The organism is Nocardia caishijiensis NBRC 108228 (assembly GCF_001612825.1).
Lineage (GTDB): Bacteria > Actinomycetota > Actinomycetes > Mycobacteriales > Mycobacteriaceae > Nocardia > Nocardia caishijiensis.
Window position 1 is genome coordinate 1 of record NZ_BDBE01000051.1, and the last position, 20,716, is coordinate 20,716.

The 20,716-nt window shown below is 67.0% G+C and carries 19 protein-coding genes, 1 tRNA gene and 1 pseudogene; 3 read left to right on the forward strand and 18 right to left on the reverse strand.

The annotated features are described in order from the left end of the window. Positions 1-92: 92 nt before the first annotated feature. The 7 genes and pseudogenes from NC7_RS30320 to NC7_RS26490 all read right to left on the reverse strand — a co-directional run bounded on the left by NC7_RS30320 (position 93) and on the right by NC7_RS26490 (position 6,706). On the reverse strand, positions 93-788 hold the full coding sequence (locus NC7_RS30320; RefSeq protein WP_236573654.1) for an ABC transporter ATP-binding protein: 696 nt from the start codon (positions 786-788) through the stop codon (positions 93-95). A gap of 156 nt (positions 789-944) precedes the next feature. Then, a pseudogene (locus NC7_RS30325) lies at positions 945-1,889 on the reverse strand (ABC transporter ATP-binding protein); the annotation flags it as partial. Next, entirely contained in the window at positions 1,886-3,295 is a 1,410-nt protein-coding gene (locus NC7_RS26470; RefSeq protein WP_067988129.1) for a branched-chain amino acid ABC transporter permease, read from the reverse strand. The pseudogene NC7_RS30325 and the gene NC7_RS26470, both read right to left, overlap by 4 nt. Then, positions 3,292-4,329 carry a branched-chain amino acid ABC transporter permease gene (locus tag NC7_RS26475; RefSeq protein ID WP_067988133.1) on the reverse strand — a complete coding sequence of 346 codons (1,038 nt, stop codon included), beginning with the start codon at positions 4,327-4,329 and terminating at the stop codon, positions 3,292-3,294. Before NC7_RS26475 ends, NC7_RS26470 begins: the two co-directional genes overlap by 4 nt. Positions 4,330-4,402: 73 nt before the next feature. After that, on the reverse strand, positions 4,403-5,560 hold the full coding sequence (locus tag NC7_RS26480) for a branched-chain amino acid ABC transporter substrate-binding protein (RefSeq protein WP_067988136.1): 1,158 nt from the start codon (positions 5,558-5,560) through the stop codon (positions 4,403-4,405). A 275-nt stretch (positions 5,561-5,835) separates the two neighbouring features. After that, on the reverse strand, positions 5,836-6,453 hold the full coding sequence (locus NC7_RS26485; RefSeq protein WP_067498083.1) for an ANTAR domain-containing response regulator: 618 nt from the start codon (positions 6,451-6,453) through the stop codon (positions 5,836-5,838). Positions 6,454-6,619: 166 nt separating this feature from the next. Further along, positions 6,620-6,706, reverse strand: a tRNA-Leu gene (locus tag NC7_RS26490). Between the two features lie 334 nt (positions 6,707-7,040). On the opposite strand from NC7_RS26490, the gene NC7_RS26495 reads away from it, so the two are divergent. Both NC7_RS26495 and NC7_RS26500 read left to right on the forward strand, forming a co-directional pair. Beyond that, positions 7,041-7,658 (forward strand): arsenate reductase/protein-tyrosine-phosphatase family protein, encoded by a 618-nt coding sequence (locus tag NC7_RS26495; protein ID WP_067988140.1) that lies wholly within the window; start codon positions 7,041-7,043, stop codon positions 7,656-7,658. Between the two features lie 88 nt (positions 7,659-7,746). Continuing rightward, positions 7,747-8,151 (forward strand): hypothetical protein, encoded by a 405-nt coding sequence (locus NC7_RS26500; RefSeq protein WP_067988142.1) that lies wholly within the window; start codon positions 7,747-7,749, stop codon positions 8,149-8,151. A gap of 7 nt (positions 8,152-8,158) precedes the next feature. Here NC7_RS26500 and NC7_RS26505 read toward each other — a convergent pair whose 3' ends face one another. The 6 genes from NC7_RS26505 to lgt all read right to left on the reverse strand — a co-directional run bounded on the left by NC7_RS26505 (position 8,159) and on the right by lgt (position 14,012). Then, a complete protein-coding gene (locus tag NC7_RS26505) occupies positions 8,159-9,040 on the reverse strand; it encodes an acyl-CoA thioesterase (RefSeq protein ID WP_067988144.1) in 882 nt (293 codons plus the stop codon). A 23-nt stretch (positions 9,041-9,063) separates the two neighbouring features. After that, on the reverse strand, positions 9,064-10,482 hold the full coding sequence (pyk, locus tag NC7_RS26510) for a pyruvate kinase (protein ID WP_157102185.1): 1,419 nt from the start codon (positions 10,480-10,482) through the stop codon (positions 9,064-9,066). 144 nt (positions 10,483-10,626) lie between these two features. Next, the gene (locus NC7_RS30330) at positions 10,627-11,298 is read right to left on the reverse strand and encodes an amino acid ABC transporter permease (protein WP_067988148.1); all 672 of its coding nucleotides are present in this window, start codon (positions 11,296-11,298) and stop codon (positions 10,627-10,629) included. Positions 11,299-11,301: 3 nt separating this feature from the next. Next, the gene (locus NC7_RS30335; RefSeq protein WP_159372898.1) at positions 11,302-12,060 is read right to left on the reverse strand and encodes an amino acid ABC transporter substrate-binding protein; all 759 of its coding nucleotides are present in this window, start codon (positions 12,058-12,060) and stop codon (positions 11,302-11,304) included. 162 nt (positions 12,061-12,222) lie between these two features. Further along, a complete protein-coding gene (locus NC7_RS30395) occupies positions 12,223-12,744 on the reverse strand; it encodes a TM2 domain-containing protein (RefSeq protein WP_067498102.1) in 522 nt (173 codons plus the stop codon). Positions 12,745-12,968: 224 nt separating this feature from the next. After that, positions 12,969-14,012, reverse strand: a complete 1,044-nt coding sequence (lgt, locus tag NC7_RS26530; RefSeq protein ID WP_084458818.1) for a prolipoprotein diacylglyceryl transferase — start codon at positions 14,010-14,012, stop codon at positions 12,969-12,971. Between the two features lie 699 nt (positions 14,013-14,711). Between lgt and NC7_RS26535 the strand changes: the two genes are divergently transcribed. After that, the gene (locus tag NC7_RS26535; RefSeq protein WP_067988151.1) at positions 14,712-14,975 is read left to right on the forward strand and encodes a DUF6959 family protein; all 264 of its coding nucleotides are present in this window, start codon (positions 14,712-14,714) and stop codon (positions 14,973-14,975) included. A 228-nt stretch (positions 14,976-15,203) separates the two neighbouring features. On the opposite strand, the gene trpA is transcribed toward NC7_RS26535, so the two are convergent. From trpA to NC7_RS26560, 5 genes are all read right to left on the reverse strand, one after another. Next, on the reverse strand, positions 15,204-16,004 hold the full coding sequence (trpA, locus tag NC7_RS26540; protein WP_067988154.1) for a tryptophan synthase subunit alpha: 801 nt from the start codon (positions 16,002-16,004) through the stop codon (positions 15,204-15,206). Further along, on the reverse strand, positions 16,001-17,251 hold the full coding sequence (trpB, locus tag NC7_RS26545; RefSeq protein ID WP_067988159.1) for a tryptophan synthase subunit beta: 1,251 nt from the start codon (positions 17,249-17,251) through the stop codon (positions 16,001-16,003). Before trpB ends, trpA begins: the two co-directional genes overlap by 4 nt. Beyond that, positions 17,248-18,069, reverse strand: coding sequence for an indole-3-glycerol phosphate synthase TrpC (gene trpC / locus NC7_RS26550; protein WP_067988162.1), 822 nt, complete (start codon positions 18,067-18,069; stop codon positions 17,248-17,250). The genes trpB and trpC overlap by 4 nt, the downstream gene beginning before the upstream one ends. A gap of 136 nt (positions 18,070-18,205) precedes the next feature. Next, positions 18,206-19,066, reverse strand: a complete 861-nt coding sequence (locus NC7_RS26555) for a TIGR02234 family membrane protein (RefSeq protein WP_307613958.1) — start codon at positions 19,064-19,066, stop codon at positions 18,206-18,208. A 56-nt stretch (positions 19,067-19,122) separates the two neighbouring features. Then, complete coding sequence (locus NC7_RS26560) at positions 19,123-20,661, reverse strand: anthranilate synthase component I (RefSeq protein WP_067988165.1); 1,539 nt, start codon at positions 20,659-20,661, stop codon at positions 19,123-19,125. Positions 20,662-20,716: the final 55 nt, after the last annotated feature.

The window sequence follows — 20,716 nt, forward strand, 5'->3', positions numbered from 1 at the left end:
AACAAACACAGCCCAATACCTCCATGGGCGCAAAACAAAAAGAGCCGGGCACGCTCCCCAGCGCACCCGGCCCTCTCACCCCCTACCCGACCTCAGTCCACACCCAAATACGCGGACATCACCGCAGGATCAGTGAGCAGATCAGCCCCGGCACCGGTCTTGGTCACCTCACCGGTCTCCAAAATGTAGGCCCGATCACTACGCGTCAGTGCCTGCTGCGCGTTCTGCTCCACCAACAACACCGTCGTCCCCTGCCGGTTGATCTCACTGATGATCCGGAAGATCTGCTGGATCACCATCGGGGCAAGACCCATCGACGGCTCGTCCAGCAACAACAGCTTCGGACGAGCCATCAACGCACGCCCGATGGCCAGCATCTGCTGTTCACCACCGGACAGCGTCCCACCGACCTGCTTACGCCGCTCGGCCAACCGAGGAAACAGCTCGAACACCCACTCGAGCGTCTTCTGGTACTCACCCTTGTCGTCGAAAGGCCTGCCGTAGCAACCCATGTCGAGGTTCTCGAGCACCGTCATCCCGGGGAATACGCCACGACCTTCGGGTGCCTGGATGAGACCCTCGACCACCCGGTCGTGAGCCTTCATCGCCGTGATGTCCTTGCCCTCGAACAGGATCCGCCCGGACGTGAGCGGCAGCAGACCCGACAACGCCCGCATGGTGGTGGTCTTGCCCGCACCGTTGGCGCCGAGCAACGTGACCAGCTCGCCGGGCGCGACCGACAGCGAAATACCGTGCAGCGCTTCGATTCTGCCGTAGTGCACCACCATATCGCGCACTTCGAGCAGCGGTGCCTGCGCGGGGGGCTCGGCGGATTCGGTCTTCTCGAGCACCGTGGTACCGCCCACGGTGGCCCCGGCGGTCGGCGTCGCACCCTCCGCCGCGGCGGCGTCGGCTTCCTCCCGCACCTCGGCCACCGTGTCCGCGTCGGGCACACCGAGGTACGCCGCGATCACCGCCGGATCCTCGCGCACCTGAGCGGGCAGCCCGTCGGCGATCTTGCGCCCGAACTCGAGCACCACGATCCGGTCGGTCACGCCCATCACCAGGCGCATGTCGTGCTCGATGAGCAGCACGGTGTAGCCGTCGTCGCGGATCTTGCGGATCAGATCCATCAGCGCCGACTTCTCGCTGGGGTTGAACCCTGCGGCCGGTTCGTCCAGGCACAGCAGTTTGGGCTCGGTGGCCAGCGCTCGCGCGATCTCGAGCCTGCGCTGGTCGCCGTAGGACAGGTTGCGTGCCTTCTCCACCGCGCGCGGGGCGATGCCGACGAACTCGAGCAGCGCCATACCTCGTTCGATGGCGTCGCGTTCCTCGCGCCGGTGCTTGGCGGTGCGGAAGATCGCGCCAGGCACCGAGGTGGTGTGACGGGCGTCGGTGCCGACGACGACGTTCTCGAGTGCCGTCATCTCCCCGAACAGCCGCACGTTCTGGAACGTGCGCGCGATCCCGAGCCGGGTGATCTCGTTGCGCTTGGTCTTGGCCAGCGGTTTGCCGTCGAAGTGCACGCTGCCGGCCGCCGGTTTGTACACCCCGGTGATGGCGTTGAAGCAGGTGGTCTTGCCCGCGCCGTTGGGGCCGATGAGCCCGAGGATCTCGCCGCGGCGGATCTCGAAACTCACCCCGTCCAGCGCCGTCAGACCACCGAACTTCACCGTCAGCCCGTCGGTGCGCAACAACGGCTCGCCGACGGCGGTCTCGATCGCTCGGTGCGGTGCGACCACGTCGGCCACGGCCTCGGCATCGCCCAGTTCGGGCAGCACCGCGGTCACGTCGACCTCGCCCGCGGGCTCGACCTCCGGTGCCGCTTTGTACCCGGCGGCCATGTCTTCGTTGTCGTACAGCGCGTCGCCCGCGCCCGGCCCGGTCATCGCCTCGCTCCGATCAGTTCGGCCGGCTTGCGCACGGCCTGGTACACCTGTCTGCCGTAGGTGAGCAGCTTCTGCCGCACCGGGAACAGGCCCTGCGGTCGCAGAATCATCATCACCACCAGCGCGATGCCGAAGTAGAGGTACTTCAGGTCACCGAGGGACTGCGCGCCGCCCTGGCGGTGCAGCAACACACTGCCGAGCAACAGCAGTCCGAGGATCACCGCGACCACCGCGCCGGTTGTCACCGCGCGCCTGGCCCACACCCCCAGCGTGTTGCCACGCAACCGCCACAGCAGCCAGAGCCCGACCAGGACGGCGACATCGACCGCGAGCAGCAGATAACCGGTCGATTCGTTCGACACCAGTTGCACCGATTGCAGCCGAACCGGCAGGTAGGCGATGAGGAACGCGCCGACGATCACGCCGAGCTTGTTGCCCGATCCGCCGAGCACCACCGCGCACAGGAACAGCATCGACAAGATGATGTCGAACTGCTTGGGGTTGACGTAAGTGACCTGACCGGCGTACATCGCGCCCGACAGGCCGCCGACCGACGCACCGATCACGAACGCCCACAGCTTGAACTTGAACGTCGGCACGCCCATGATCTCGGCGGCGTCCTCGTCTTCGCGGATCGCGACCCAGGAGCGACCGACCCGGCTGCGCTCGAGGTTGCCGATCACCAGCAGCACGACCACGACCAGCGCCAGGCCGAGCCAGAACCACCAGGCGCCGTTGCTCGCCCTGGTGAACGGATTCCAGCTGTCGGGGTCGCCGAGGTTGCCCGGGGAGAAGAATCCGCCCGGTTTCGTCTCGGACTCGCCGACCTCCGGATAGGAGATCTTGGACAACCCGAGGCTGCCGTTGGTGAGTTCGCCGAGGTTGTCGGCCATCAGGCGCACGATCTCACCGAAGCCGAGCGTCACGATGGCCAGGTAGTCACCGCGCAACCGCAGCGTCGGCGCGCCGAGGATCAGACCGGCCAGCGCGGTGAGCGCGACCGCGATCGGCAGGCAGGCCACCCACGCCCAGCCGGGTTCGAGCCAACCACCATCGGTCTGGTTCCACGGACTGTTCGGGCTGGTCAACAGGCCGACCGTGTAGGCACCGACGGCGTAGAAGCCGACGTAGCCGAGGTCGAGCAGACCGGCCTGGCCGACCACCACGTTCAGGCCGATCGCGATCAGCGCGTACATGGCGAACTGCGCCATCACACCCGCGAAACTCGCGCCCGGCGTGTCGAGCAACGGCGGCGGGAACAGCGGAAGCAGTGCGAGCACGGCGATCACCGGGATGCCGACCGCCCACTGGCCGGGCCGCGAGAGCCCGTCCCACCAGCCGCGGATCGCGTCGCCGATGCCACGCTTGTCCTGTTGCGTCACTGCGGTTTTCGTCGTGTCGGTCATGCGCGTGCCCTCCCCAGACTCTCGCCGAGGATGCCGGTGGGCCGGAACATCAGCACGGTCACCAGCAGCACGAACGCGACCACGTCACGCCATTCGGTGCCGAACAGGATCTGCCCGTACTGCTCGGCGACGCCGAGGATCAACCCGCCGAGCAGTGCGCCGCGCAGGTTGCCGATGCCACCGAGTACCGCGGCGCTGAAAGCCTTGATACCGAGAATGAAACCGCCGGAGAAGATGATGCCGGTGGGAATGTAGAGCGTGTACAACATGGCGGCCGCGCCTGCCAGCAGACCGCCGATGAGGAAGGTCAGCATGATGACCCGTTCCCGCGAGACACCCATCAGGGTCGCGGTGTCGGGGTCCTGGGCAACCGCGCGGATGCCACGGCCGAACTTGGTCCGGTTGATGACGACCTCGGTGATGACCGCGAGCACGATCGCCGCCGCGAAGATCACCAGCGCCACGTTGGTCACCTGGGCGCCGAGGAAGGTGAACTGCACCTTCGGCTCGACCAGACGGATGCCGGTCTGCGCGTTGGAACCGCCGAGACCCGGCTTGATCTTGGGCAGGATGTAGTGCACGAATTCCTGGATCACGAACGACATACCGATCGCGGTGATCAGGAAGGCGAGTGGTTTGGCGCCTCGCCTGCGCAGGGGCCGGTAGGCGACGCGTTCCAGACCGACGGCGGCGATGCCCGAGACCAGCATGCCGAACAGCATCGCCAGGCCGAGATAGGTGATCGTCAGGACGACACCCTGGGAATACACATTGCCGCTCGGGGCGAAGCCGAGCAGCTCCAGCCCCACGTACGTACCGAACATACCGAGCATGAAGATCTCGGAGTGGGCGAAGTTGATAAGTCGCAGCACGCCGTAGACCAGCGTGTAGCCGACGGCGACCAGCGCGTAGATCGAGCCGTAGGTGAGACCGTCGACCGTCAGTTTCCAGAACTGGTCGATCACCCCGGACACATTGAAATCGATGGACCCCTCGGCCAACAGGGTCACACCGAGCGATGCGGCTGATGTCATGGTTACTCTCGCGTCAGGCGAGCGGTGCGCGCGGCAACAGCTGCCACGCGCACCGCAACACGCTCAGATGGGACTACTTGACCTCGTACATCCAGATCTGGATGTTGGCCAATTCGCCGGTCTCGCCCCACTTGTACTCACGGGCCACACCGGTGCCGGTGTAGGTACGGACGTACTCGACCAGGTCGGCACGGGTCACCTTGCCGGAGTCGATGCCCTTGAGCAGGATCGTGGCCAGGTCGTAGCCTTCGACGGAGTAGACGCCGGGGGCCTGTCCGTTGAACGCGGTGTACTCGGCGGCGAACTTCTCCGGCGCCGGGCTGCACGGGCACGACAGCAGCGCGTCCTTGGACGACGAACCGGCCTGGCGCACGAACTCGGGATCGTTGCTGCCGTCGGCGGAGACGAAGGTCGCGGTCACGCCACCGGAACGCAGCTGCTGCACGAACGGTGCGGCCTCGGCGTAGTACCCGGCGTAGAAAATGGCGTCGGGCTTGGCCGCCGACAACTTGGAGACCGTCGCCGAGAAGTCCTTGTCGCCTTCCTTGACGTTGGCCGCGCAGGAGGGATCGGCGGCGCCGCCCGCCGCGGTGAGGAAGGCCTGCGCGAGACCGGCACCGTAGTCGGTGTTGTCCTGCACGACGCAGATCTTCTTGAAGCCCTTCTCCTTGGTGAGGTAGTTCGCCACGGCCGGGCCCTGCGAGTTGTCGTTGCCGAGGCCGCGGAAGAAGGTCTTCCAGCCGTTCTGGGTCAGCGTCGGATTGGTGGCCGAGGCGGTCAGCGTCGGCATGCCCGCCTCGCTGAGGATCTGGCCGGTCGCCTTGGTCTCACCCGAGAAGGTCGGGCCGATCAGACCGACGATGCTGGGATCGGCGACGATGGTCGGGATCTTCTGGCTGGCGTTCTGCGGCTTGCCCTCGGTGTCGAATTCCTTGAGCGAGACCTGGCAATCCGGGTTCGCCTTGTTGTGCTTGTCCAGGGCGAGTTTGACGCCCATGGTGATGTTGATGCCGAGCGCGGCGTTGCCACCGGTCAGCGGTCCGGCCATCGCGATGCTTGTCGGCGCGCACTTGGCCTTGCCGTCACCGGCCGGGTCGGCGGCCGCACCCGCGTCGGTCTGGGCGACGGCCTTGCCCTCGGTGTCGAGCTGCACAACGGGCTGGATGGAGAGATCGGTGTTGCCGCCACCGCCGCCATCGGACGACTTGTCACTACATCCGGACAACACCAACGACGCGGCGGCTCCGATAACCAGAACCCCTCGCGTCGTACGACTGCGCCATGTCGAACTGAGCACGTCTCACCTCTATGTCCTGTGCACCCCGGGGTCACCGAGGGGGCCGACCCACGTTCGACCCGGTGAGAACATATCGTCGCTTTGTTAGATCCGCATCACATTCGCATCATGTCGGACGCTTCGTGTCCGGTCATAGTTCACGTTATTGTTTCGCTTACGTAAAGTTTTTCCGGTTTCCTGGGCGCGCACCGGAGCTTTACGGTTCGGCGTCACTGCGGGGTGAGGTTCTCCAGGACGACTTCGGCGACCGCCTTCATGGTGGTGCGCCGATCCATCGCGGTGCGCTGAATCCATTTGAACGCTTGGGGTTCGGTCAAACCCTGCGTCTGCATGAGCACACCCTTGGCCCGCTCGACCAGTTTGCGGGTCTCGAGCCGATCGGACAGATTCGCGACTTCTGTTTCCAGCGCGGAGATTTCGTGGAAACGGCTCGCGGCGAGTTCGATCGCGGGCACGAGGTCGGACTTGGTGAACGGCTTCACCAGGTACGCCATCGCACCGGCGTCGCGCGCCCGCTCGACGAGGTCGCGCTGACTGAACGCGGTCAGGATCACCACGGGCGCAACACGTTTCGTCGCGATCTCGGCGGCGGCATCGATGCCGTCGCGGCGCGGCATCTTCACGTCCATGATGACCAGATCGGGGCGCAGCTGCTCGGCCAGTTCGACGGCCTGCTGACCGTCGCCCGCCTCGCCGACGACGTCGTAGCCCTCTTCCTTGAGCATCTCCACGAGGTCCATGCGGATGAGGGCCTCGTCCTCGGCCACGACAACGCGCTTGGCCACCACGTCACCCGCGGCGCCCGCGCCTGCTGCATTCGTGCTCATAGGTTCGACCCCTCTGGATTCCGACTGCCGATGTCGAGAGTACCTATCGCGTCCACTTCCGAATGCGTGGAGCTGCCGGAACCGCGGGTGACACGTGTGCGAGGTCATCGCGTGCCCCGCGACAGATACTCCCCCGCGGAGCGCGGCCGATGCCGCGCTTCCGCCGTGGTGCCGAGTGTGGGACTCGAACCCACACGTCCTTTCGGACAACGGTTTTTGAGACCGTCGCGTCTGCCAGTTCCGCCAACCCGGCGCACCGCGGTCACTATAGCGTCCCGACACGCCTGGAAGCGAACCGGGCCTCGCCGACGGCCGCCGTCGGGCCCGCCGGGCGAGTCGACGACAGTCGCCCGCGGTTCGGAATTCATTTCCGAACCGAATTACCACACTCCGGAACAAGTGATGATGGACACATCCGGAACGAAGGTTTACCACTTCGATGACACGGGTATCACGGTCACACACAACGGATTTCGCATCGCGATGAATGTACGGAATTCAACCGAAAGGTGAATAAATAGCAGCACGCCTGTGATGGTTACAATTCTGGCCTACTGCACGACAATGACCGGGTTTACGGTGTCGGTATGCACGTGCTGTTCGTCTGCAACTCCAATGTCTGCCGCTCGGTGATCGCCGAACGGCTCACCCGGGCATTCGCGACGCACAACGGACTGCCAGGCCTCACCGCCGAAAGCGCGGGCACCCGTGCGCTCGTCGGTTTCCCGGCCGAACCGCTCGCCGCGGAGACGATCGCCGGGCTCGGTGGCGACACCACCGGATTCAAGGCCCGCAAACTCGTGCCCGAAATGGTCGATCGCGCCGATCTGGTGCTCACCATGACCGAGGCATTGCGCGACCAGGTGGCCGAGCTGGCCTTCGGTGTCGCGCCACGCACATTCACCCTCATCGAAGCGCACCGGATCGCGAAGGTCACCGGCGCGAAATCCATTGCCGCGCTGCACCGCGCCCGCAACGACCTCGCCTACGTCGGCCGGGAGAACATCGCCGACCCGATCGGATTGTCGCCCGAGGCGTTCGTCGAGGTCGGCGATCGCATCGCCGAGGTGCTCTTCCCCCTGCTGAGCGCCCTCGCGCCGCACGAGCAGACCAAGCTCAGCGAGGACGAGCGGCCGGGACTGGTGATCGAGCCGGGCGGGACGCGACCGCTGGCGGCCTTCCTCGCCGCGCAACGCAGGAGATGAAGGTCTGTTCGCGAGGGCGGACAGCGATTACACTTCGGCGCGGACGTGCTGTTCCCCATGCTGGTTCGACACACGACAGGACTCGGACATGCCGAAACGCATTTCGGATGTTTCTCTGCATGTGTACGTGACGCCGGACGTCCTCGACCGCATCGTCGCCGATATCCGCGGCGTCCTCGCCGACCACATCCAGGACCGCGACGTCTTCGCCTGGCGCTTCACCCTTCCGGTCGACGCCACCGACACCGTCCACCGGGACCTCGAAAACCGATGGCGCGCAGATCATCCCGGCCACCAGCCGCAGTCCGAGGCGACCTTCGAGATCGCGCTGAGCCTGGTCGGTGAACCCACCGACCTCAGCGACGACGACATCGCCGACCTCGAATCCGGACTGGCGCTGGCCGTGTACGGCGCGGGCCGGTCGGTTCCGTTCACGCTGCGCGCCCATCAGCGCAGCGACGCCGAGTTCGAACCCGACGTCGAGCGCCGCTGAACCGTCCTCAGCGGGCCGGGAAGTGGCGGATGACGCCCTCTTGCACCGTGGTGGCGAGCAATTCGCCGCTGCGCGAGTAGAACCGGCCCGTCGCCAGCCCGCGCGACCCGGCCGCCACCGGCGACTCGGTGGCGTACAGCGACCAGTCGTCGAACCGGAACGGCCGATGGAACCAGATCGAATGATTCACCGTCGCCGCCAGAATCCGGTCCAGTCCCCACGACAAACCGTGCGTGGTGATGATCGAATCGAGCACCGTGGTGTCCGACGAATAGCCCAGCGCGGCGACGTGCAGCAGCGGATCGTCGGGCAGCGCGCCGTCGGTGCGCATCCACACCCGGTTGTGGTTCAGCTTGGCGCCCGTGCCCTTCAGGATCCACGCCGGATCGTTGGTGTAGCGCATATCGATCGGGTGCGGGGCGTTGATGAACATCTCGAGCTTGTCCTCGAACCCCGCGAAATGTTCCTCGACCCGGGGTAACGACTCCGGATCGGGCACCACGGGGGCATCGTGGGCGTGCTCGAGCCCCTTGCCCCAGTCCTGGAACGCGGCGAGCATGACGAACAGTTCCTGCCCGTCCTGGCTGGCGGTCACCGTCCGGTTGGCCAGCGCGCGCCCGTCGCGATGCCGCTGCACGTGGTACTCGATCGGCTTCTTCACGTCGCCGCCGCGCACGAAATGCGCGTTGATCGCGTGCAGCGGACGCTCACCCGCGGTGCGCCCGGCGGCGATGATCGCCTGGGACACGAGCTGACCGCCGAAGGTGCGACTCCACACCTTCTCCGGGTGATTGCCCAGGTAGACGTCCGGTCCGAGCTCTTCCAGATCGAGCAGGTCGAGCAGCACCCGCAGATCGGATGACGGCTCGTCCCGCCCGGTGTCGATCATCTCGTCTACCGAACTACTCACTGCTAATGGTCCTCTTCGCCGATGCGGTGCACATGGATCAGGTTGGTGGAACCGACGGTACCCGGCGGGGACCCGGCCACGATGACGACCAGATCGCCCTTGCGGTAACGATCCATCGACAGCAACGCCTGATCCACCTGGTGGATCATCGCATCTGTGCTGTCGACCATGGGCACGATGAAGGTTTCGGTACCCCACGTGAGCGTCAGCTGACTGCGCACCTCCGGCAGCGGGGTGAACGCCAGCAGCGGCAGCGGGGTGTGCAGGCGGGCCAGACGGCGCACGGTGTCACCCGACTGGGTGAACGCCACCAGGGCGCGGGCATTGAGCCGCTCGCCGATGTCGCGGGCGGCGTAGGAGATCACGCCACGCTTGGTGCGCGGCACATGGGTCAGTGGTGGCACCCGCGACGTCTCGGATTCCACGGCGGTGACGATGCGGGCCATGGTGCGCACCGCGTCGATCGGCCAGGCACCGACCGAGGTCTCCCCCGACAGCATCACCGCGTCGGCACCGTCGAGCACCGCGTTCGCGACATCGGAGGCCTCCGCGCGGGTGGGGCGCGAGTTCTCGATCATCGACTCGAGCATCTGGGTGGCCACGATGACGGGCTTGGCGTTCTCGCGCGCCATCTGGATCGCCCGCTTCTGCACCAGCGGCACCTGCTCGAGCGGCAACTCGACACCGAGGTCACCGCGCGCGACCATCACCGCGTCGAAGGCGAGCACGATGGCCTCGAGGTTCTCGATCGCCTCCGGCTTCTCCAGCTTGGCGATCACCGGCACCCGGCGCCCGACCCGGTCCATGATCTCGTGCACGAGCTCGATGTCGGACGGCGAGCGTACGAACGACAGGGCGATGAAGTCCACGCCGAGCTTCAGGGCGAACTCGAGGTCCTCGATGTCCTTGCCCGACAGCGCGGGCACCGACACGTTCATGCCGGGCAGCGACAGGCCCTTGTTGTTGCTGACCGGGCCGCCCTCGGTGACCCGGCACACCACGTCGTTGCCCTCGACGGCCTCGACGGTGAGCCCCACCTTGCCGTCGTCGACGAGCAGGCGGTCACCGGCCCTGGCGTCCTGGGCGAGTTCCTTGTAGGTGGTCGAGACGCGGTCGTGGGTGCCGTCGACCTCGTCGACGGTGATCCGCACCTGCTCACCGGTCGCCCAGTGGGTCTTGCCCTCGGTGAAGCGGCCGAGGCGGATCTTGGGGCCCTGGAGGTCGGCGAGGATGCCGACCGCGCGACCCGTTTCGTCGGAGGCCGCGCGGACCATCTTGTAGTTGTCGGCGTGGTCGGCGTGCTCGCCGTGGCTGAAGTTCAGCCGGGCTACATCCATGCCGCTTTCGACGAGCTCACGAATACGGTCCTGGGAGGCAGTGGCCGGCCCGAGGGTGCACACAATCTTCGTCCGTCGCATCACGCCCCTCAGCCTAGTGCTTGTCCGCCTCCCCGCGAATTTTGCCGGGCGGAGGGTTGTGGTCAGGTGTCGACCGGACCGGCGGTTTCGACGGAAAGGGGGCCTAGCGTTCCCGATGAGTTACCCATGTGTTCACGAAATCCGTCGTCACCTGACGGCGACGTGTCTGGAAAGTCTTGTTTCCAAGCGGGTTTGGGCGAAGCCGAGGACCAGGCAGATGGCCCAGTAATAGAGGGCGGCGACGCCGTAGAGGGCGAAGAAGTCGAACGTGGGGGCGGCGGCGAGCTGGGCGGTGCGCAGCAGTTCGGTGACCAGGATGGTCGAGGCCAGCGAGGTGTCCTTGACCAGGGAGATCAGTGTGTTGGACAGCGGCGGCACGGCGATCCGGGCAGCCTGCGGAAACACGATGTACCACAGGGTTTGCGGGTAGGTCATGCCCAGCGATTCCGCGGCCTCCCACTGGCCGCCTGCCACGCTCATGATCGACGAGCGAACCACCTCGGCGGCGTAACCGCCCACATTGAGGCTGAACGCGATGACCGCCGCCGGGAACGGATCGATGACGACGTCGAACTGCGGCAGCGCGTAGAACACGATGAACAGCTGCACCAGCAGCGGGGTGCCGCGAATGATCGAGATGTAGAAGCGGGCGGGCCACGACAGCACCCGCCGCGCCGACATCCGCGCCAGCGCGACACCCACCGCGATGGCCAGGCCGATGACGAAGCTGATCGCGGTGAGCGGCAACGTCATCGTGACCGTCGCCTCGAGCATCGGCCACAGATTGCGCCGGATCAGCTCCCAGGTCGCCTGATCCATCCGCTACTTGCTGACGTCGGTGCCGAAGTACTTCTCCGACAGGCGGGCCAGGGTGCCGTCGGCGGCCAGTTCGGTCAGTGCCCGGTCGATGTCGGCGACCAGCGCGGCGTCGTCCTTGCGGGCCGCGAAGGCCTGCTTGCTGACCTCGCCGGTCTTGGCGGCGACCTTGATACCGGTGTCAGCGGTCTTCTTGGTGTACTCGCCCACCGCGAGAGTGTCGTTGACGGTGGCGTCGACGCGACCCGCCTTCAGCAGCTGCACCGCCTGCACGAAGCCCTCGACCGCCTCGACCTTCGCACCCGCGTCCTTGGCGACCTTGCTCCAGTTGCTGGTGGCCGACTGCGCGGTGGTCTTGCCCGAGAGCGAGGCCAGGCCGGTGATGTCGGTGTTGTCGGCGCGCGTGACGATCACGCCCTCGGAGGTGGTGTACGGCTGCGACAGCGAGTACTTCGCGGTGCGCTCGGGGTTGATCGTCACCTGGTTGGCGACCAGGTCGAAGCGCTTGGATTCCAGTCCGGCGAAGATCGAGTCCCACGGTGTCTGCACGAATTCGACCCGCTTGCCGAGCTTCTCGCCGACCGCGCGGGCGACCTCGACGTCGTAACCGGTGAGCTCGCCGTTCTCCTGGTAACTGAACGGCGCGTAGGTGCCCTCGGTGCCCACCTTCAGCACATTCGGGTCGGACGCGGACGAGCAGGCCGACAAACCCGTCGCCGCGACGACAGCGAGCACGACGGCGGCAATAACTTTGCGCACGGACATCCCTTTCTCCGCTGCGCGCACCGGGCACGCGCAGGCCAAGCGACGCTACGGCGCCGCGCACGACCGACACAGAGTATCGCTCATCATGATCGGAATGGGGGCCGGGAAACACGTGACGGGTGCCCCGCCGAGGCAGGACACCCGTCACGGACGCGGACCGGATCAGTCGCGCAGCGGGCGGCCCTGCGCGTCGGGCACCTTGCCGGTGAGCATCATGATGCCGTCGATCAGCGGCCAGATGGCGCCGAGACCACAGGTCAGCCAGACCACGGCGATCTGGGCGATGCCGAGACCGGTGTAGCCGAGATAGAAGCGGCCGACACCGAAACTGCCGAGGAAGATCTCGAGCAGACCGGCCATCAGCTTCTGCTTGTCCGAGAACGGAACCCCGTACATGTCCCGGCCGTAGGGGGCCTCCGGGTCGGCCGGGTTGTACCCCTGCGGCATGCCGTACGGCTGCGGCTGACCGTAACCCGGCTGCTGCTGGGCGTACGGGTCGGCGGGCTGACCGTACTGCGGCTGCGGCGCGCCGTACTGCGGCTGACCGTAACCGGGCTGCTGGGCGTACGGGTCCGAGGGCTGCTGGCCGTAGGCGGGCTGACCGTACTGCTGGTGCGCGCCCGAGTCGGGCTGCTTGCTCAGATCAGGGCCGTATTGCGGATTGGGGTTGTAGGGGTCGGTCACTCATGTCCTCCATCATTCGTGCGGGTACCCGTCGTGGCCCCCGGCCATGTGGTGATCGGCCGAACGGCGGTGCGCCCGCGACGATCACGGTCATTGTGGCCGGTACCACCGGCCGCTGTCTTCTCGGGTGCCCACTCGTCACGGGACGCGACACTCACCGGAATATCGCGACGGGCGCCCGTCGTGTTGACGAACACCCGTCGATCAGCCTGAAATCTGCCGGATCAGGCCTTCTTCGCACCCGATTCCGACGGCTCGGGCGACTCGTCCTTCACCTCGGCCGACTTCTCGGCGGGCTCCGACTTCTTCCCGAGGTCCACCTTGCCGTCGTCGCCGGTCTTCTCGGCCGCACCGAGAGCGCGCAGCTTCGACAGCTGCCACGGCCACGGTCGCGGCGCCGCACCCGGCTGCAACAGCGCCGGATCCTCGCGACCCTTGGTCGCCAACGCGAAGTACGCCATGGCGCCCAGGAAGACGAGCGCGGAGGTGAACGAGTTGACGCGGATGCCGAGCACGTGGGTCGCCTCGTCGCTGCGCATGAGCTCGACGAAGAACCGGCCGAAGCTGTACCCGGCGACGTAGAGCGCGAACAGTCGACCGTGCCCGATCCGGTAGCGCTTGTCGATCTGCACGAGCAGCACCACGACCACGATGTTCCAGATCATCTCGTAGAGGAACGTCGGGTGGACCACCTCGAGCACCTGCCCGGTGGACACGCCGTTCATCATGTCGCGCGCGCCGGTCTCGGTGTCGTAGCGAGCGTAGATCTCGAGACCCCACGGCACCTCGGTGCTGCGGCCGTAGAGCTCCTGGTTGAAGTAGTTGCCGAGCCGCCCGATCGCCTGGGCGAGCAGCACCGCCGGGGCGATGGCGTCACCGAGCGCGGGCAGCGGGATCTTGTAGATCCGGCAGGCGATCCAGGCGCCGACGCCACCGAAGAACACCGCGCCCCAGATACCGAGCCCGCCCTGCCAGATATAGAGCGCCTCGACGGGGTTCTTGTCCGGCCCGAAGTATTTGTGCCAGTCGGTGGCCACGTGATAGATCCGGCCGCCGACCAGCCCGAACGGCACCGCGAACATCGCCACGTCGAGCACCGCCCCGGCCTGCCCACCACGCTGCTGCCACCGGCGTTCACCCCACCAGATGGCCACGATGATGCCGAGAATGATGCACAGCGCGTACGCCCGCAACGGAAAGGGCCCGAGCTGCCAGACACCCTGCGGCGGACTCGGGATATAGGCCAGGACTGAGTTCACGGCCACCAGGCTAGTGGAGGGACCGACCTCGTGGCCGTTGTGACCCGATAGCCTGTCGTCGACCACATGACGACAACACGATTCACCATGCGTCGGATCGCGTGCAGATCACCATCTCAATCCTCGACGTCGAACGCGGACCCAGAGGTGACTCGGCCCAGAAACCACATACCGTCCGGAGACGACTGATACCGTCGACAGCCCTGCCAAAGTAGAAAACAGCAGGTAGGTAGTCCGGTTTGGTCGCCGAAGTGAAAGCACGCACTCTGGGCTAGTTGGGAAACATATTCCCACTAGTTGCGTTTCGAGCCAACCGCATCGACCTCTGCGGACAGTGACTGACTCGTCTTCGAATGGCGCGCCACCGGTCCACCGACAATCCAGCCGCCTTCGCGTTCAGATCTCCTGCGTTAATCGTGACCTGATCGGTGAACTGGTCAGCCACGGAATTCAGATTCGCACCGACCGATGCGAAGGATTCGGTAGCCGCGATACCATCGGTCTCGATTGAATCGACGAACACCGGGCCCAGAAACGAACATATCTTCCCCCAGGCGTCGGTGGGTGCTGACACGGCCTGCGCCGCCGCCAACACCTCATTCAACCCAGATCTAGCAGTGCTGATGCTCTGCGCGTGAGTCCGCACGTCGTCCGCCGATAGCTAGAGCTCCCCAGCCATTCCTACCTTTCGATCAGCAAGGAAACAGTATGGACAACTCAGCGGAACTCCTTGAAACTGAAGGCGACTACTCTCTGATCAGATGGTTCGGGAGAAAGTTCCCAGGCGTCCTGATACAGGGAGATACGCTCAGCATTCTCATCGACATTCTGGCCGAAGCTAGAGAACTACTGAATGCTGGAGACAGCGAGGAAACCAAATTCGTTCTCGGCGACCTAGCTGAACGGTTGGGGACAGTGCAATCTTCGTACGAGACAATGATGAAGAAGGCGGGGATTGAACTTCCTTATTGACGTGACATCGCGAATCGCTAAACGTTGTCAATGACCGGCAAGTGATTTGAGGATCCGGTCGCCGATTTTGATCCAGGCGAACGATTCCGGGTCGGCGTTCCATGCGTTGAATCGAGGCCTGGATGTGGGCACGGAGTTCAATGACGCTGCGGCACGCCGAGCGCCGGAGTTGCGGTTGGCGAGTTCGGCGAACAAGCGTTCGATGTGGCCTGAGCCAGCTGGCGGCGGCTACGTCCGCACGGATGCGGCGCGCACCCCTTCGGCCAGCTCCGAGGTGAGCGCGCGGACCGCGTCCAGGCCCTCGGCGGCGGCCGAGACCAGGGCCGAGCCGACGATGACGCCGTCTGCGTAGGCGGCGATCTCGGCGGCCTGGGCGCCCGAGCGGACGCCGAGGCCGACGCCGATCGGGATGTCGGAGTGGGCGCGGATGCGCGAGCACAGGGCGGGGGCGGCCGAGGAGACGGCGTCGCGGGCGCCGGTGACGCCCATGGTGGAGGCCGCGTAGATGAAGCCGCGTGAGGCTTCCAGGGTCTTGACGAGCCGTTCCTCGGTGGAGGACGGGGCGACGAGGAAGATGCGGTCCAGGTTGTGGGTGGACGAGGCGACGAACCAGTCGTCGGCCTCGTCGGGGATCAGGTTCGGGGTGATGATGCCCGCGCCGCCCGCAGCCGCCAGATCGCGGGCGAAGTTGTCGACGCCGTACTTGAGGACCGGGTTCCAGTAGCTCATCACCACGGCCTGACCACCAGCGTCGGTGATCGCCTCGACGACGGAGAACACGTCACGCACGCGCACACCACTGCGCAGCGCCTGCTCGGCGGCGTGCTGGATGACCGGGCCGTCCATCACCGGGTCGGAGTAGGCGACGCCGACTTCCACGATGTCGCAACCGGATTCGACCATCGCCCGGACCACGTCGATGGAACCGGCCAGATCGGGATAGCCCGCGGGCAGATAGCCGATGAGCGCCGCCCTGCCCTCGCTGCGCGCGGCCGCGAAAGTGTTGGCCAGACGCGACTGCTGACTCACTGTTGGTTCTCCTCATCGAACAGGCCGAACCAGCGGCCCGCGGTGTCCATGTCCTTGTCACCACGACCGGACAGGTTGACCAGGATGATGGCGCCCTCGCCGAGTTCCGTGCCGAGCTTCAGAGCTCCGGCCACGGCATGGGCGGACTCGATCGCCGGGATGATGCCCTCGGTGCGCGAGAGCAGCAGCAGCGCGTCCATCGCCTCGGTATCGGTGATGGGTGCGTACTCGGCGCGGCCGATGTCCTTGAGATGGGCGTGTTCGGGGCCGACGCCCGGGTAGTCCAGACCGGCCGAGATCGAATGCGATTCGATGGTCTGGCCGTCCTCGTCCTGCAGCAGGTACGAGTAGGCACCCTGGAACGCACCGGGCGTACCGCCGGTGAAAGTAGCCGCGTGCCTTCCGGTTTCGACGCCGTCGCCAGCCGCTTCGTAACCGATCAGCCGCACGCCCGCGTCGGGGATGAAGGCGTGGAAGATGCCGATGGCATTGGAACCGCCGCCCACACACGCCACCACGGCGTCGGGCAGCCGACCGGCACGCTCGAGCATCTGCTCGCGCGCCTCCATGCCGACGATGCGCTGGAAATCGCGCACCATCAGCGGGAACGGGTGCGGGCCCGCGGCGGTGCCGAAGCAGTAGTAGGTGTCGTCGGCGTGGGTGACCCAGTCGCGCAGCGCCTCGTTGATGGCGTCCTTCAGCGTCTGGGAACCGGAGGTCACCGAGATCACCTCGGCGCCGAGCAGCCGCATCCTGGCCACGTTGAGCGCCTGACGGGCGGTGTCGACCGCACCCATGTAGATCACGCAGTCCAGGCCGAGCAGCGCGCAGGCGGTAGCGGTGGCGACACCGTGCTGACCGGCACCGGTCTCGGCGATGACGCGGGTCTTGCCCATCCGCTTGGCGAGCAACGCCTGACCGAGCACATTGTTGATCTTGTGCGAACCGGTGTGGTTCAGGTCCTCACGCTTGAGGAAGATCCGGGCGCCACCGGCATGTTCGGCCAGCCGGGTGCATTCGAACACCGGCGAGGGGCGACCGGTGTAGTCGCGCTGCAGCCGGTCGAGTTCGTCGAGGAAGGTGTGGTCGGAGCGCACCTTGTCGTATTCGGCGGTGACCTCCTCGATCACGGCCATCAACGCCTCGGGCACATGCCGTCCGCCGTAGACACCGAAGTGCCCGCCCGCGTCGGGTTCGTAGTCGCTGTGCTGGGCCACCCCCGCGCTGGCCTGGGGCAGCGCGCTCATCGGATGCTCCGTCGCGCGGGCTTCGGGCAGGAGGGATGCGCCCCGGCGGTCACCAGGTCGGAGACGGCGGCGCGCGGGTTTCCGCTGGTCACCAGGCCTTCGCCGACGAGCACCGCGTCGGCGCCCGCCCCGGCGTAGGCCAGCAGGTCGGCGGTGCCTCGGATGCCGGACTCGGCCACCCGGATGACTTCCGAGGGCAGACCGGGCGCGATCCGCGCGAACACGTCGCGGTCTACCTCGAGGGTCTTGAGATTGCGTGCGTTCACCCCGATCACCGACGCGCCCGCTTCCAGGGCACGGTCGGCTTCCTCTTCGGTGTGCACCTCCACGAGAGCGGTCATGCCGAGTGATTCGGTGCGGTCGATCAGCGAGGACAGCACGTCCTGTTCGAGCGCGGCCACGATCAGCAGGATCACGTCGGCGCCGTGGGCGCGGGCCTCGTGGATCTGGTACGGACCGACGACGAAGTCCTTGCGCAGCACCGGGATGTTCACGGCTGCGCGCACGGCGTCGAGATCGTCGAGCGAACCACCGAAGCGGCGCTGCTCGGTGAGCACGCTGATGATGCGGGCGCCACCGTCTTCGTAGGCCTTGGCCAGGACGGCCGGGTCGGGAATGTCGGCCAGCGCGCCCTTGGAGGGGCTGGCTCGCTTCACCTCGGCGATGACACCGATCCCGTCCTCGTGCAGCGCGGCGCGCGCGTCCAGCGGCGCCTTCGCGGCGGCCGCGGCAGCTTTGATCGCCTGAAAATCGAGGAGGGCTTCGCGAGCGGCAACATCCGCCCGAACCCCGTCGAGAATCGAGTCGAGTACCGTCATCTGGCTCGAATCCTTTCTGGGGAGACGAACTTCTCGCCCGAGAGTCCCCCCGGGCGCTGTCTCACCGATGCCTGACAAGAATAAATGGCCGCCGCGCGTGTCTCTGCGGCGGGGGTGCCGGGGGTCACGTGCCCGGTCACGGCCCGTGCCGGGTCGGGCGGTCGTCGTCGTCCGTTGTGTCGGTGGGATCGGTGCCCGCGTCGAGGGCGTCCCACAGCACGCGGTCCGACAGTGGTGCCGCGCCGTCCTGGTTGTTCACCTGAGCGCTGGCGTCGGCCCGACGGAAGACGGGGTTGTCGTACTTGCCCGACAGTTGGGCTGTGGTCTCGGCCCGCCGGGTCAGCAGCACGCCCGCGGCCAGGGCGCACGCCGCCGCCAGCACCGACAGCACCGCCGGGAAGACATGGGCTTCCGCGCCGGTGACCGTCGCCCGGCCGGGCAGTTCGGCGAGGGTGCCCGCCCGTTCGGCGGTCCGGCCCGCTCCGATGGTCAGCGCGAAACCGGGAACGGCCGCCACCGCGGCGACCACCGCGACCACGACGCCGAGCAACTGACGCAGCACGCCCTTCACCGCGAAGACCGCGGCGATCGCGGCCACCAGCACCAGCGCCAGCGGGGTGAGAGCCCCGAACCAGGTGCCGCCGTCGAGGTTGTCGGTGCGGGGTTCGGTGAGGCCGTCGGCCGACCGCACCGTCACCCAGGTCATCCGGGAGGACGCCCACAGACCGGCCGCCGCCACGGCCAGCAGGATGACCGGAACCACCGGTTTGGCAGCCGGTGCGACCACTCGCGCGCCCACTGTCGAACCGTCGCCCTTCACGCCGTTGTCGCCTGCTGCACCGCTGTCGCCCACCGAGCCACTGCCGCCTGCCGAGCCGCTATCGCCCACCGAGCCACTGCCGCCTGCCGAGCCACTGCCGCCCACCGAGCCACCGCCGCCCACCGAGCCACCGCCGCCGACCGAGCCGCCGTCACGCGCCGTGCCGCTATCGCTCATCGAGTCGCTGTCGCCTGCCGGGTCATTACTGTTCGTCGGGTCGGCGTCCCGCGCACTCACTCGGCGCCGCCCTCATACGTGCGTAGGGTCCCGGCGGCCGCGATCGCCTTGAGGACCGCCATCGCCTTGTTGCGTGCCTCGGTGTCCTCGGCGACGGGGTCGGAGTCGGCGACCACACCCGCACCCGCCTGGACATAGGCGGTGCCGTCCTTGAGCAGGGCGGTGCGGATGGCGATGGCGGTGTCGGCGTCTCCGGCGAAATCGAGATAGCCCACCACGCCGCCGTAGATCCCGCGCCTGGTCGGTTCGAGTTCCTCGATCAGTTCCATCGCCCGGACCTTCGGCGCACCGGAGAGGGTGCCCGCCGGGAAACACGCGCGGACCGCGTCGAGCGCGATCCGGCCCTCGGCCAGCTGACCCGACACCGTCGACACCAGGTGCATCACGTGGCTGTAGCGCTCCACGTGCCGGTACTGGGTGACGCGTACCGTCCCGGGGCGGCACACCCGGCCCAGATCGTTGCGGCCCAGATCGACGAGCATGAGGTGCTCGGCGTTCTCCTTGTCGTCGGCGAGCAGGTCCTTCTCCAGCAGAACGTCGTCCTCGGCGCTCGCCCCGCGCCAGCGGGTGCCCGCGATCGGATGTGTCGTGGCGACACCGTCTTTCACGGTCACCAGCGATTCCGGGCTGGAGCCGACGATGGAGAACGCGGTGCCGCCGTCGCCGTCGGGAATGTGCATCAGGTACATGTACGGGCTCGGGTTCGAGGCCCGCAGCATCCGGTAGACCGCGAGCGGGGAGCCGGTGTACTCCATTTCGAAGCGCTGCGAGAGCACCACCTGGAACGCCTCGCCCGCCTCGATCTCCTTGATGAGCCTGCGCACGCCCGAGCAGAATTCCTCGGTGGTCCGTCTGCGCAGGTAGTCGGGTTCGGGCTGGTCGAAGACCGACACCGTCGACGACGCCGGAGTGGCCAGCGCCGCGGTCATCCGGTCGAGCCGGGCCACGGCGTCGTCGTAGGCGGCGTCGACGTGTTCGTCGGTGCTGTTCCAGTTCACCGCGTTGGCGATCAGCGTGATCGCGCCCTCGTGGTGGTCGAACGCGGCCAGGTCGGTGGCCAGCATCAGCACCAGCTCGGGCAGGTTCAGGTCGTCCTCGGCCAGCTCGGGCAGGCGCTCGATGCGGCGGACCGCGTCGTAGCCGAGGTAGCCGACCATGCCGCCGGTGAGCGGGGGCAGCCCGGGCAGACGTTCGGTGCGCAGCAGTTCGAGAGTTTCGTGCAGCACCCGCAGCGGGTCGCCCCCGGAAGGCGCGTCGGCGGGAACGGTGCCGAGCCAGGCGGCCTCGCCGTCGACGACCGTCAGCGCCGACGGGGAGCCCGCGCCGATGAACGACCAGCGCGACCAGGAGCGGCCGTTCTCGGCGGACTCGAACAGAAAGGTGCCCGGCCGGTCGTCGGCCAGCTTGCGATAGGCCGAGAGCGGGGTCTCGGAGTCGGCCAGCACCTTTCGGGTCACCGGGACCACCCGGTGCTCGGCGGCGAGCAACCGGAACTGCTCGCGGGTGGTGGTGGTCGATGTCGGCGCGCCCTGCATGCGGCCATCATCCCAGGCGCCGCGTCGTGGCCGCATCCTGCCCCGACCACCCCGC

Coding starts and splice junctions, on each gene's coding strand:
- NC7_RS30320 (WP_236573654.1), bottom strand. CDS start 788: ATGGTGGTGCACTACGGCAGAATCGAAGCGCTGCACGGTATTTCGCTG.
- NC7_RS26470 (WP_067988129.1), bottom strand. CDS start 3,295: ATGACCGACACGACGAAAACCGCAGTGACGCAACAGGACAAGCGTGGC.
- NC7_RS26475 (WP_067988133.1), bottom strand. CDS start 4,329: ATGACATCAGCCGCATCGCTCGGTGTGACCCTGTTGGCCGAGGGGTCC.
- NC7_RS26485 (WP_067498083.1), bottom strand. CDS start 6,453: ATGAGCACGAATGCAGCAGGCGCGGGCGCCGCGGGTGACGTGGTGGCC.
- NC7_RS26495 (WP_067988140.1), top strand. CDS start 7,041: ATGCACGTGCTGTTCGTCTGCAACTCCAATGTCTGCCGCTCGGTGATC.
- NC7_RS26500 (WP_067988142.1), top strand. CDS start 7,747: ATGCCGAAACGCATTTCGGATGTTTCTCTGCATGTGTACGTGACGCCG.
- NC7_RS26505 (WP_067988144.1), bottom strand. CDS start 9,040: ATGATCGACACCGGGCGGGACGAGCCGTCATCCGATCTGCGGGTGCTG.
- NC7_RS30330 (WP_067988148.1), bottom strand. CDS start 11,298: ATGGATCAGGCGACCTGGGAGCTGATCCGGCGCAATCTGTGGCCGATG.
- NC7_RS30335 (WP_159372898.1), bottom strand. CDS start 12,060: ATGTCCGTGCGCAAAGTTATTGCCGCCGTCGTGCTCGCTGTCGTCGCG.
- NC7_RS26535 (WP_067988151.1), top strand. CDS start 14,712: ATGGACAACTCAGCGGAACTCCTTGAAACTGAAGGCGACTACTCTCTG.
- trpB (WP_067988159.1), bottom strand. CDS start 17,251: ATGAGCGCGCTGCCCCAGGCCAGCGCGGGGGTGGCCCAGCACAGCGAC.
- trpC (WP_067988162.1), bottom strand. CDS start 18,069: ATGACGGTACTCGACTCGATTCTCGACGGGGTTCGGGCGGATGTTGCC.
- NC7_RS26555 (WP_307613958.1), bottom strand. CDS start 19,066: ATGAGCGATAGCGGCACGGCGCGTGACGGCGGCTCGGTCGGCGGCGGT.
- NC7_RS26560 (WP_067988165.1), bottom strand. CDS start 20,661: ATGCAGGGCGCGCCGACATCGACCACCACCACCCGCGAGCAGTTCCGG.